Here is a 13203-nt window from a genome sequence, read left to right as displayed (position 1 = left end):
TGAATAATGAGTAATGAGTCAGAAATTTACTGATTACTCATTACTTAATACTCATGGTGTACCTCACTTACTTCAAAAGTGCTGTATGTAAATAGCTGCTACTAAAATCGTCAAATTACAAGTATTTCTAGTAGCAACTATTCTACCTGTAGAGAAAAATTGTGTTAAAAACTGCGCTCCCCAATTGTGAGCGCAAAGCATTGAGCAGTAGTAGTTTATAAACCTGACAAAATATTTAGCCAGCATAGCTGTTGTTTGCCTCAATAAACAGCAGTTTCTGGTAAACACCTAAACAAAATCAACTATGAACTAGTAAGACTGAATAATTTGGCCAACTTTCCTATAGTTTGGTGTAACGCTGGTATTAGTTTCACAAAATTGCTTGATGAGTATAAGAAAGTAAGCTAGAAGAGAAATTTTGCCGAAAACCTGTGGTTCCTCACTTTGTTAAGTTAGCCTAACTGTTATTCTTTTAAGAATTTTTCTAAATATAGTCAATAGGTTTTATGAAAAAAAGATGAACTTCATGAAAAAAATATATTTTCTTTATTGAAAGTTTAATAATTAGATTTATGTCAAATAAAATAACCAATATTTAGGACAAAAAGTACATTAAAAAAGATGCGAGTGTTTTATACGTAACAGGACTTACGCACCAAGATTGTCTATGAAGATTGGGTGTAAGGGTTTTAGATACATACACCCCTATACCCTCGCCAAAACCCTTAATTTTTCGTTTTTATGCGTAAGTCCTACAGGATATTATGGCCGATTAATCCGAATCAATTCAGTCAAGATACTATCCAAGCTACCATTAACTTGAATTTTTTCAATTTTCTCGGCAATTCGCTCTAGTATTTCTAATTCTTTCAACCGCAATGCAACCGGGTTATCTTCCATAACTCTGGCGGTATTTAACATACTGCGAGTTGCAGCAGTTTCTTCACGCCGACGCACTACGTTAGCTTGGGCGGCTTTTTCCGCTTCTACTACTTTGCTCAAGATAGTTTTAATTTCTCCAGGCAGAATAATATCTTTTACCCCTACTGAATCAACTTCAATTCCATAGTCGGCGGTTTTTTGACGGATATATTCAGAAATACTTCTGTCAATTGCGCCTTTATCTTCTAGTAAAGCATCTAAGGTTCTTTCACCAACTGCGCCACGCAAAGCAAACTGAGCTTCTTTATACAAGTAACCAACAATATCTGACAAGCCATTTTTGGCTCTCAGAGGGTCGATGATGCGGAAACCAGCCGTTAAATTCAAGCGCAATGGTACTTTGTCTTTAGACAAAATGTCTTGGCCAGAAACTTCTAGAGTTTGCTGACGCAGGTCAAAAACTTCGGTTTGCAAAGAACGCCCAAATAGCCACCAGACGTGCATTCCCGGTTGCAGTTGAGTTTGAAACTCTTGATTGATATACAGTAACCCCAGGTGTTGTGCAGGTACTTCGCAAATATGCAAGAAGTTGCGACTCAAAGCCAGAGTTTCTGGTAAACCCGAAACTAATTCAGCAATTAAACGTGGTGGTAATGTTGCCTCGGTGTTGATGTCAACTACTTCTATTTCTACACCTTGCCAAAATAGTTTGCGGCTACATGGTTTGAGGATAGCAATTACTTTACCTTGATAACGTGCGATCGCTACTTGTTGATTTTGTAATTGTACTACCTCACAATAAGCCGCCACAAACTCAGGATGTCGCTCAATTAGCACATCCTCTAAAGGAAAATCAGGATTTGGCAAAATCCGGCTGAGAGTCCGCACTGTCACATCTCTATCAACAGCCCAGAAAGCATACTCCCCAGGTTCTAGCGGCTGTACAAAGTTATTCTGTACATACAGCAAACCAATCTCATACTCAGAAATGAGAAATTTCTTGATTCCATTCAACGCAATTCCGCGTAATTGTTGAACAAACTCCGCAGCTAAAACTAAACTTTGATTCAAGTTAAATAGATGAGTTTCTACCTCAATAAAACCACGCCAAAAAGCCCGGAGTTGGTTTGGCGGAATACTCACCCAAGTTTGTCCCCAGTGGACTAAAGCCGCTTGACCGAAACCAGTTCTCACAACTATAAGATGTTCCTGTAACTCAGAACTGTGATTTCGCAACAATAGTTCTAAGTTATCAATCTTCGCCTCTGGTTGATTGAGGTCATAGGTTTTAACTTGCCAATGCTTACCAAAATAAGTGTAAGTACCGGGCTGCAAAATTTTCTTAAAATCACTACGGTGATATAGAATACCAATTTCGTGAGGTTTGATATAAAAAGTTTTCCACATAGTAATTTGCATAGATAACTGGGGAAGTTTTCGCCCCTGACGCAGATTGAATAAAAACATTTAGCAGTTCCACTTGTGTGCTGATGTATAAAATTGCTCAGAACACACCGTGATTGAGCTAATAAGTTTTTAACATCTGTAATATATATACTACATTGTAATTTTAAACTTTGCAAATGTAAAATGTTATTTACTATACCCATTCTCCAAAATTTCGATATACATACAAAAACTTGTAGGGGTGAACAGGTGTTCACCCCTACAAGTTCATACGTAGCAATTAAAATTATCTAGAAATTAATACCAGCCATTATTACCTGATTCTGGAATCACAGCATAAGCATCAATTTCAAACAACATCTCATCAAGCGCCAATCGAGGAACAGGAATGAGTGTGTTTGCGGGTGGTTTATTCCCCCACAAATTACCAATTTCGCGTCCTAACGGAATTAATTTTTCTTGGGTGTGATTTACTATCAAAACAGTTGTTTTGACTACATCTTGCGGTCTTGCACCAGCCGCATTTAAGGCAAAGCGCAGATTTTGAAAAGCTTTGACCAATTGCTCTTCATAATCATTGGAGATTACATTACCTTGTAAATCTGAACCAAATTGGCCAGAAATATACACGGTTCTTGTTCTTGGTGGTGTAATCGCTATGTGACTATAGCCATTTTGAGGTGCGTTATATAACGTTGGTGGATTCAGCAACGTCACATCTCTATTTCTGTTACCTTGCGCGACTACTTCCTTTTGGGTTCCTGCTGCAACTATAGCAGTACCTAATCCGCTACCTCCTAGCCACAAAAGAGCATTTCTGCGTGAAAATTTTGTCACTATTGAATTAACCGCACGAGTGATACGTTGAGTCATTGAAGTTCCTTCGATTAAATGATCTATTTTTGACTAGGCTATGCTTATATTATGTGGTTAATTGGACTCAAAAATCACGTCTTTTTTCAAAAGTTGAGTGCAATTACGCAGCTAATATACTAACTTTAAAATATCTTTAATATTTGACTAAATTACTTTAGAGTATTTCAAAAAATCGCTACTTTTAGAAAAAAATTGATAGTAACAGGACTTACGCACCAAGATTGTCTGTGAAGATTGGGTGTAAGGGTGTGTGGCGTAAGGGTTTTAGATACATACACCTCTACACCCTTGCCAAAACCCTTGATTTTTCGTTTTTATGGGTAATACCAATTTGAAAAATGATTGCGACAAATGGGTTACTGAAAAGCTCACCAGTCAGCAATTTCCCAATCCAAAATCCAAAATCTAAAATCCAAAATGGTATAAGTCCTTAGTAAGAGCATTTTTGTCTATAAATGCTCTTACATCATCAATCGAGTTCAAGCTAACAGTTAACCGTAAAACTAAGCCCCGACAGCTTCTTTAGCAGCGTATAGCACCTCAGCATTGATATCTTTGAAACCGCGATCGCGGGCAAATTTTTCAGTATTTCGCTTGACTTTACCGCGCACAAATCCCGGTATTTTATTTAATTCTGCTAAACCATCTTTTGTCCAATTCAAATCAGATTCGGCAGAAATTCCTTTCGTAATTACTTCTTTAGTATCGTGTCCACCAAATATTTCTAATAAATGGTCTTCCATTCCTAAAGTAAAGGAATTGTAGATTAAATCTGTGATTTGATTTGTACCTTCGTAGCCTAAAAATGGTTTGTAACCAATGGGGAAGTTTTGGACGTGAATTGGTGCAGCAATTACACCGCAAGGAATATCTAAGCGTTTCCCGACGTGGCGTTCCATTTGTGTACCGAAGATGGCTGAGGGTTCGACACGGGCGATCGCATCCCCAATTGCGCCATGATCATCAGTAATCAGCACTTCGTCGCAATATTCGCTGACTTGTTCGCGGAACCAGTCAGCATCATATTTGCAGTAAGTTCCTGCCCAAACTACATGAATCCCCATTTCTCGTGAGAGAATTTTGGTAAGGGCGGCGGCGTGGGTATTGTCGCCAAATACCACAGCTTTTTTACCAGTCAAATTCTGACAGTCAATCGAACGGGAGAACCAAGCCGCTTGGGAAACATACAAGGTTTGCTCGTTGATATATTCTTCATAGTCAACATTTGCGCCTTGTTCGTTAATTACCTGTTGAATTTTGCGGATACAACGGGCAGTTTCTACCACACCCATCGGGGTAATATCTACGCAAGGTGTTCCGAATTCGGCTTGTAAGTAATTAGCTGTCATTACACCTAGTTCCCGGTAAGGAACCAAGTTAAACCAAGCCTTGGGTAAATTCTTTAATTCATGAACAGAAGCACCTTCGGGAATGACGGCGTTCACCTCAATTCCCAAATCACCCATGAGTTTTTTCAGTTCTGTACAGTCGTGGTTGTTGTGAAAACCCAGGGTAGAAATACCGATGATGTTAACTGATGGCTTTTCGGTTTTGGTTGTCGGTAGCTCGCCTTTTTTGCGGGCTTTTTCGATATAGTATTGAACGATTTGATGTAAGGTGCGATCGCCTGCTTGCAATTCATTGACGCGATAATGGTTCACATCCGCCAACATGACATCGCCTTTGGCTTCTAGCTGCGCCCGTTCGACGAAGTTTTGTAAGTCTTCTTGCAAAATGCTAGAGGTGCAAGTGGGAGTTAACACAATCAAATCAGGGTGTTCCTCTGCATCTTTGCGGGTAATATTGTCAACCACCTTCTCTTGCGAACCGCGTGCTAATACGTGGCGATCTACAACACTGGCTGTCACTGGGGTAAAATCTCGCTCCCGTGAGAGCATGGAACGCATAACGTTAAAATAATCATCTCCGAGGGGAGCGTGCATAATCGCATGAACGTTTTTAAACGAAGTAGCGACTCGCAAAGTACCAATGTGGGCTGGGCCTGCGTACATCCAGTAAGCCAATTTCATCAGGCGTTCTCCCTTGTGAACAAAATCAGAGGTGGACTATGATTGCGAAATTATTAGTCTTTGATTGTCCCAAAACTTGTAGCGTGGAAGAAATAGGACTATTTACTAGTTGATTGGTGTCAGAATCGCTGAAACCTTTGTGATGATTAGATTTTAGCTTTTAAGTTAAACAACATATATATTGTTTAAGGAAATAATTCTTAGTCTTATGCAAATCTTGTTAGCAAGATAAAGCTGTTATTTAATATTTATTCATAAACTCTGGGCAAGTATTCTTAATATTTCTACATATATAGCAATACTAAATCATTTGTAAAATTCTCTTTCTTCTCTTTATTCTTCTTCGTGTCCTTTGCGCCCTTTGCGGTTCGTTTTTTCAATTGAGAGAAAAAACCGCCGATGAACGCCGATAAACGCAGATGTTATGGCAATGATTAATCATTCGTGAAGAACTAGATCCCCGACTTCTTCAAGAAGTCGGGGATCTGCGAGTATTTGATAGTTATTCAGGCAAATTAATCACAGGATTACGGCTAAAGAAACCGCGTGGAAATAACTTGAAACCAACGCGATGAACAGGCATTACAGGCCAATCTTCAGGACGGGGTACGTGTGTCATTCCCATTGTGTACCAAACTACGATGTCTTCATTTGTTAATGATTCATTGTCAGAAATATATTTTGGTAAACCTTCTTTTGGTTGGCTTTGATTGGGATAATTACCACCTGCATAAAGTTCATCTGGTTTATATTTTGTTACCCAAAAATGATGTGTAGCAAATTCGGCGCGTTTGCGAATTTCTGCACCTTCAGTTGGAAAAAATATGGTGTTTCCAGTTGGCATTAACATATATGCAGTTCCCACGCCGAGAGTATTCTTTTTATCGGTGCTGCTAATCATCCATTCTCGGCTATGTTTGGTATCAACATCACGGACGGCAGCTTTTTCTGTGGTTAATGGTGTGTTTTCTACTGCGATCGCATTTCCTATAGGATTTTTACCACTAATTGGTACAGAGTTAACATTCATCTCTGTGACAGAATTTGCCTGTCCGTCTACATCCATATCAAGGCGGTAATTAAAAAAGTGTTGATGATTTACGCCAAAAATATTTTTAGCCAGTAACCGTCCATAGGAATTATCAAAAGATTCTGTTGCTAAATTTGTCCCTTGGGCTAGAACAATTCCGCTTAATTCGTTTTGAACTTCTAAAGTACCGTCTTGGTGAAAAATCCAATTCAGGCTGTAATCATAATTATCAATTGTCGCCGTTATAGTTAACACTAACTCCCGATTGCGGCGGACATCATTACGCTGAGTATCATATCCATAATGTTTCCAGAGAATACCATTATCACGCTCATAAATACCAACAACTCGCGGCATTGTCACAGGTTCGCCTTGTTCGTTGGCAAATATCGCATCTAATAAAACTCCGTTGCTGGGGATATCTTTACCCAACTCCAGCGCATTCGCTAACACACCAAAGTTATATTCACCAACATCAAAAGCATTGCGAAATGACCAAGTAGGATCAGGATCACCATAAGGGACTACCATTTCTGATAGGCTACCACGATATAAAACTCGTCGCAGATTTTCCCCATCTTGGTAATTTACTAAATACAACACTAAACCGTCACGCGGGTGCATTAAATAGCGAAACTTCCAACCTTGCCAACTAATTTCATTTCCATTAATTTGGAAGGTTTTACCATAAGGCTGAAAAAATTTTAACGGTTTTGGTGGTGTGAGTAATTTACCCAAAGATTTTAGATCATAGTCCCACTTTTCTTTAGAGAATGGTACGATGCCTCTATCTATTAGACTGACGACTTTACCTGTATTTAAATTAACTGTCGCTAGTACACCTTCAATGGGACTACCGTAATAATTCCAGTTATCGCCTCGATAATAAGATAATCCACGCACCAAGCGATCGCCTGTTGATTCTTCCTGTTTACTTAAGATTCCCGCCGCCCAACAACTAACTTTAACATCATCAAAATCTTTAATTTCCCTTCGTTGCATGGCTTTTTGCCATTTTTCATCAGCTTTAACAATTTGAGATGTTAAGGCACATTCTGTATAACCTAAAGCTGGTTGAGCATTGGCTATTTCTTGCCAAGAATTAAGGGATTGCTGTTTTACGTCAACAATACCTTCGTAGGTTTTGTTTTGTAAACGTTCGTATACTACTAAAAAAGCTTGCCGTTGAACTTCTTGATTGGGTGTGAAATTTAAAACTTCCTGTTTATCTGGTTCTTTTAAAGCCACAATCGAAAAAATAGCCGTGTCGCTTAACGATTTTGCTTTTTTAACTACCTCAACGGCTGTGGTAATTTCTGTTTCTGTTAACGGCGTTAAAGGGTGTAAAATCTGCGGTTGTTGAGCAGAGACTTTACTTATTAGTCCAAAAAATATACTCAGGCAGATAATAATATTAATGGCTAAAACAGCAAACCGCAGTTTCTTCATCATCTGTAACTAGCAAACAAAGAACTTCTATTTATTCATTTCTCAGTATGAACTATATAAATCCGGTTTGATTGCTGGATGTATTTGTGTAGGCGCAGATATTAGTCTTATATAAAACCGATAGATTTTGCGATCGCACTTTTGTTTTAATCCCCTTGTGGGGAATTAGTGCTTAGAAACCGTCTTAATGGAAGTAGTTCACGAATCTTGTGTCTTAGTTGTTTCAATCTCCGTGAGGGGAATTAGTAGTTAGAAACCCCGCCGCACTGAAACCGATACGGAGCAAGGTTTTTGGGAAGCAATTTGACGAATCTCAAAAAAATGTCAATTTCAGGTGTAGGTTGGGTGGAGGAACGGAACCCAACATTTTCAAGGCTTTGTTGGGTTACGCTATCGCTACACCCAACCTACTATTCTCTTAACTTTAAAAGAATCTTAGCCCCCCTTTTTAAGCTACGGTGTACACACAAGTCGAAAATTTGCCGTATGAAACCGCATCCCGCCTTGAACTAAAGTTCCAGGCTCATAGCCAAAGTCCACAAAGCGTGGACTATAAGACATTTTTAGGTGAGTTATCTTCAGATGATTTTTGCTATGAGACTCGGAATTCATTCCGAGGCGGGACAGATGCACTACACGAATATTTGTGTGTACACCATAGCCTTTTTACGGGGGGTTGGGGGGATCTATAAGTATCAACAAACACAACTAACCACTTTTAAAATAATCCCTTACCCTTCTTTTTATTGAAATCCTGAACTATGCAGAAACTAAACGGCGTAAAGATTCAGCACGACGTTTAGCGGTGGAATTATTAGGAGCCAATTTGAGAGCTTCTTCGTAACTTTGTAGCGCCTGAGTATTTAATTTTTTGCGCTCATAGGCGTGACCAATGTTATTTAAAGCTACTACATAATCAGGTTTAATTTTCAAAGCTTCTTTGTATTGGCGAATTGCTAAGTCATATTGTTCTTGAGCAAAGTAAGCGTAACCAAGCCCATTGTAAATAGGAGCAATTTCTTCTTCCCCTTCTTCTTCAGCAGCTTTGAGAGCTTTTTGAAATAGCGCGATCGCTTGCACGTACAATTTTTTTTCAGAATAGATACAGGCTAACTCGTAATATTCCTGAGTTGTACCTTTTTCTTTCTCCAGTTTTTTTCGCAGTTTGGAAAATGCACTTTCCAACCTGCGAGTTTTGAGAATTTGCCGAAAAACACTCACAACCGCGAATGTCAGAATTGCCACCACAATCGAGAGGTAAACAACAGCTAGATTATTATCCATCGCCTGCTAAGACAAATATTAAAACTACTTTCTCTATCTATTATCAATCTTAGAGAAGTTAAAAGTTCAGGACTTACGCAAAAGTAACGTAACTCCGTCATTACGAGCGATAGCGAAGTAATCTCCCCTGACGCTGAGATTGCTTCCCTACACTTCGTTTCGGTCGCAATGACATTATCGGCGTTGCGTAAGTCCTAAAGTTAAAAGTTAAAAGGCAAAAGTACAATATCTCTTTTATGGTAGTCCCCAATATTGGGCGCGTTGCTTCAGCCAACCTTTAACTGTGTAACGGGCGATCGCTTCATTTACATTACGTCGCAGTTCGTCATATTGTACACCCTTGGGCATCACCACAGATAAAGGCGCTGTCGATAGCTTGGTTGGTAGCAGTCGATATTGGGGAGATTGTTTGATCCAACCACTCAGAACACTTGCATCGGCGGCGAAGGCTGTGGCTGTATTATTTTCTAACTTTTCTTGCCCTTCTTGGTAAGATTGGACTCCCACTAACTCAGCCTTGGGGAGATAATAACGTACTTGAGCGATCGCATCAGAATTGTTGAGGACAGCTATTTTACGGTTAGCTAAATCTTGAATTTCTTTTACAGCAGTATCTTTAGTAATCAAGTATGTGCCATCCAAGTAATAAGGCACACTGAAACTAACTAACCGGGAACGTGATTCAGTAGCTGTAACTCTAGCAATAGCAAAATCAACTTGATGCTTTAAGACTACAGATAAGCGATCGCGATTTGCTACAGGCTGTAATTTCACCGCTTCGGCTTTCCCTAGCAAATCGGCGGCTAAACGTTGCGCCAAATCAATTTCTAAACCTTGAAGATTGCCGTTAGCGTCCCTAAATCCCAAGGGAGGCAAATTATCTTTAACGGCAATTTTAAAATAGCCCCGCCGTTGAATTTCTGGCATTTCTGCGGCAGATGCAGGTAAACCTGTGACTAACAATAAACAGCAGAAAATTACCAAAATTCCGGTAAATAACCCCATATATAACCGATTCAAGGATAAAGGATAAAGGATAAAGGATGAAAAACGGACTTGTTGCTTGATTAATTTTTTCAGCAACGAGCCAAATTTGTGCAAACCCCTTGATTGATTTTGGGGGTAAGTTTCAACCTTCATACTTCATACTTCATCCTTCAAAGGTTATTCATCCGTTAGCACCTTTATTTCGCTTGACTGGCTGCTAATTCAGCAATTTTGCCGAAGCTGGTAGGATCTAAAACTGCTAATTGTGCCAACATCTTGCGGTTGAGTTGGATATCAGCTTTTTTCAAGTTGCCAATCAACTGACTGTAGCTTAAACCATGTTGTCTAGCAGCCGCGTTAATCCGAGTAATCCACAAACGGCGGAAATCACGCTTGCGTTTTTTGCGATCGCGGTAGGCACTACGTAGTGCCTTCATTACTTGCTGGTTAGCAGTTCTAAACAGAGTTGAGTGTGAACCGCGAAAACCTTTAGCTAATTTGAGAATTTTATTGCGGCGTTTACGAGCTACGTTACCGCGTTTTACCCGTGTCATGTTCTAATTCCTAAAAAATTTACTCTACAAATAAGGAAGCATCAAGCGTACGTTTTCTTCGTCGCGCTCGTTGACGATGGCCATTTTGGAAAATTTACGTTTTTTGTTAGTGGTTTTATGTTCTAACAAGTGGTTTTTGAACGCTTTGCGGCGGACGATTTTACCGCTACCAGTAGCGCGGAACCGTTTTGCGGCTGCTTTACGGGTTTTTAGTTTAGGCATTTGCTGGCTTTAATTTGACGATTCGACACAATCTATCATTATATACTATTAAATTTGCTGAAATGCCAAGGTGGTTTCAGAAATTAGGGAGTTGGGAATGGGGAGTGTACTTCGACTGCGCTCAGTACCCAGGGTGTGGGAGAGAACAAGATCCCCGACTTCTCAAAGAAGTCGGGGATCTGAAGTATTGCAAGTTCTTGACTTTACTGAGTACTCTTTTTCTTACTCAGCACTCAGCACTCAGCACTCTTCATTGAGGAACTTTCAGGTTTTCTGCACCTTGGGTAACTTTCGCAGAATCAATGCGATCGCCTTGTTGAATTTTGTTGACGACATCAAAGCCTTGGGTGACATAGCCAAATACAGCGTAGTTACCATCCAAGAAACCCAAATCAGCCAAAGCAAAATAAAACTGCGAAGAAGCTGAATCTGGCATTTGCGATCGCGCCATTGCGATCGCACCTTGTTTATGGCTTAACTCTGGTACTGTCTTTACACCCGCCATTTCAAAGGTTTTACTGTAAATTGGGGCAGCTTCACCCTTGGGTTTGATTTCTAAAGGTATATAGCGTTCATTGCCAGATTTCGGGTCAATATAACCGCCTGTTCCCAATCTATCAGCAGGAAATTTCGGGTCTTTCCCTTGGGGATCACCGCCTTGAACAACAAACGGCTGCGGATCACGTACCACTCGATGGAATGCCAACCCATCGTAAACACCTTTTTGGACTAAATCGACAAAATTACCTGCGGTAATCGGCGCATTTGTACCATCTACTTCGATAGTGATGGGTGAACCTTTCACCGTCATCACTACAGTAGCTTTACCTTCAAGCCTTGGTAAATTACTCATTCCGGGAATACTCTCACTTGTTGTTTCAGGTACAGGCGTTGCTTCAGTAGTTGTATTACTAGTTTCGGTAGCTGTTCCTGTTGGAGAAGAAGTGCTAGAGCTAACTTGCTGTGTAGAACATCCTCCCAACATTAAAGCAGCGACCATCAAAAAGGTAACTAAAAATTTTGTAACTTTTAACCGCATTTTCAGGTACTGACTCAACCAGAGTATCTTAGCCTCTCAAGTGAATAAAGTTAAAAGGTAAAGGTAAAAAGTAAGCCATTGCGGTGGACGGGTTTCCCGGCATAAAGCAAATGGCGAACCCGAAGGGCAAAAGATTATTTTCTTTTAACTTTTGCCTTTCTACTTTTTACTTAATTAAAGTCCTTCCAATGGAACTTGCAAAAAGCGGGCTAATTCTGCACCTTTGGTTTCTATTTCTGTCAAAGACAGGGGTTGACCGACTCTTGTTAAAGGAACATCGCGCCGTCCCTTAATTCTGAGGTAAACTGCACGCTTAGGATTTAAACCTTCTTTAATGTCTAATCTTACAGATTGGACATCACGAATGCGGGCAGAAATTTCAATGCGGCGGTTTTTGCCAGGGAAACCCCAGCGAAAAATTTTAACGGTGTCAGTTTCGTGGTTAAACTCGTTGTAACCACCGCCCACATCTAATAAAATCATCAACCACAGGAATAAAGCTAAAAGTACACCAGCAGTGCCATACAAGCCCATAACTAAACCTTGGGGTAAGAACACTAATTGAGTCGGATCGGTGACTAATAGCAAATTGACGTGCAAATAACTCGATATACCAGCTAACAAAAAGCCTGTGGCTCCTAAAGTTACAATAGTTGCCCACCAGTAGTTACTCAACCGACGAGAACCGAGAACTTTTTGATGTAACACGCCCGAAGAAGCGCGATCGCCATTAGAATCGCCTTGGTTAATTGTTGTTGATACGGTCATGGAACTACTTTGTGAATGGTCAAGGGTCAAGGGTCAAGGGTCAAGGGTGATTTTTCCCTTGCCATTAGTTATTCTCTCTCATTTCCACCCCTTCCTTGTTTCCTCCACTCCCCACTAATTCACCAAGCCCTAGCAGGGGTGCAGGGGGAATTGGGGAAATCTTCTCACCTTTTCTCCGAAGCCAGCCACCACGAAAATCTATCTTGGTAGACTACTACTCCCCACTCCCTTCAAAGATAATTGTGATATTTCTGAGAAAAGTTGTGTCAGATTGTAAAATTTCTGATATTCATATTATTTAATAGGTTTGTAATCAATACCAGAATTCCCTGTGTAGTTCAGGCAAAAAACCGAACTAATGTGATAAGTTAAGGATCATTAAGTTACCACAAGCTAGGTTACTAGCCAATGGTACGTGTAATGGCATAACCCTGAGAAATGTCAACTTACTTAGAAGGCAACCTCTCAGAAAATCAGCCGCTTTCAGGCTGCGGGAATTGTCAAAAAAACGTTTATTCCTCAAGAGCGTTGAAATTTTTAGTAAAAAGAGGATTTTAGTCCGATGACCATCGCAGTTGGACGCGCCCCAAGTAGAAGAGGGTGGTTTGACGTACTAGACGACTGGTTAAAGCGCGATCGCTTCGTGTTTGTAGGTTGGTCAGGAATATTACTATT

Annotated in this window: 10 protein-coding genes and 1 pseudogene; 1 reads left to right on the top strand and 10 read right to left on the bottom strand. The window is 40.1% G+C overall.

Going from position 1 to position 13203, the window contains the following annotated elements; all coding sequences use genetic code 11:
* Positions 1 to 762: 762 nt before the first annotated feature.
* From H6G28_RS24550 to H6G28_RS24505, 10 genes are all read right to left on the bottom strand, one after another.
* Positions 763 to 2289 (bottom strand): slipin family protein, encoded by a 1527-nt coding sequence (locus tag H6G28_RS24550; protein ID WP_190595063.1) that lies wholly within the window; start codon positions 2287 to 2289, stop codon positions 763 to 765.
* Positions 2290 to 2586: 297 nt separating this feature from the next.
* Positions 2587 to 3162 (bottom strand): Rid family hydrolase, encoded by a 576-nt coding sequence (locus H6G28_RS24545; RefSeq protein ID WP_190595055.1) that lies wholly within the window; start codon positions 3160 to 3162, stop codon positions 2587 to 2589.
* 506 nt (positions 3163 to 3668) lie between these two features.
* Complete coding sequence (gene bchB / locus H6G28_RS24540) at positions 3669 to 5195, bottom strand: ferredoxin:protochlorophyllide reductase (ATP-dependent) subunit B (protein ID WP_190595056.1); 1527 nt, start codon at positions 5193 to 5195, stop codon at positions 3669 to 3671.
* 502 nt (positions 5196 to 5697) lie between these two features.
* On the bottom strand, positions 5698 to 7677 hold the full coding sequence (locus H6G28_RS24535; RefSeq protein ID WP_190674986.1) for a primary-amine oxidase: 1980 nt from the start codon (positions 7675 to 7677) through the stop codon (positions 5698 to 5700).
* A 756-nt stretch (positions 7678 to 8433) separates the two neighbouring features.
* Complete coding sequence (locus H6G28_RS24530; protein ID WP_190674983.1) at positions 8434 to 8958, bottom strand: tetratricopeptide repeat protein; 525 nt, start codon at positions 8956 to 8958, stop codon at positions 8434 to 8436.
* 234 nt (positions 8959 to 9192) lie between these two features.
* Entirely contained in the window at positions 9193 to 9963 is a 771-nt protein-coding gene (locus H6G28_RS24525; RefSeq protein WP_242054638.1) for a transporter substrate-binding domain-containing protein, read from the bottom strand.
* A 179-nt stretch (positions 9964 to 10142) separates the two neighbouring features.
* Positions 10143 to 10499, bottom strand: coding sequence for a 50S ribosomal protein L20 (gene rplT / locus H6G28_RS24520; protein WP_190595060.1), 357 nt, complete (start codon positions 10497 to 10499; stop codon positions 10143 to 10145).
* A gap of 24 nt (positions 10500 to 10523) precedes the next feature.
* A complete protein-coding gene (gene rpmI, locus H6G28_RS24515) occupies positions 10524 to 10721 on the bottom strand; it encodes a 50S ribosomal protein L35 (RefSeq protein ID WP_062289269.1) in 198 nt (65 codons plus the stop codon).
* A gap of 250 nt (positions 10722 to 10971) precedes the next feature.
* On the bottom strand, positions 10972 to 11760 hold the full coding sequence (locus H6G28_RS24510; RefSeq protein ID WP_190595061.1) for a peptidylprolyl isomerase: 789 nt from the start codon (positions 11758 to 11760) through the stop codon (positions 10972 to 10974).
* A gap of 174 nt (positions 11761 to 11934) precedes the next feature.
* On the bottom strand, positions 11935 to 12528 hold the full coding sequence (locus H6G28_RS24505; protein ID WP_190595062.1) for a photosystem I assembly protein Ycf4: 594 nt from the start codon (positions 12526 to 12528) through the stop codon (positions 11935 to 11937).
* 562 nt (positions 12529 to 13090) lie between these two features.
* Here H6G28_RS24505 and H6G28_RS24500 point away from each other — a divergent pair.
* Positions 13091 to 13203 (top strand): annotated as a pseudogene (locus H6G28_RS24500) (photosystem II D2 protein (photosystem q(a) protein)); the annotation flags it as partial.

The sequence above is a fragment of the Nostoc sp. FACHB-190 genome, assembly GCF_014696905.1.
Taxonomy (GTDB): Bacteria; Cyanobacteriota; Cyanobacteriia; order Cyanobacteriales; family Nostocaceae; genus Nostoc_B.
The sequence above is the reverse complement of the archived record's forward strand: the minus strand, read 5'-3'. Positions and strand labels throughout refer to the sequence as shown.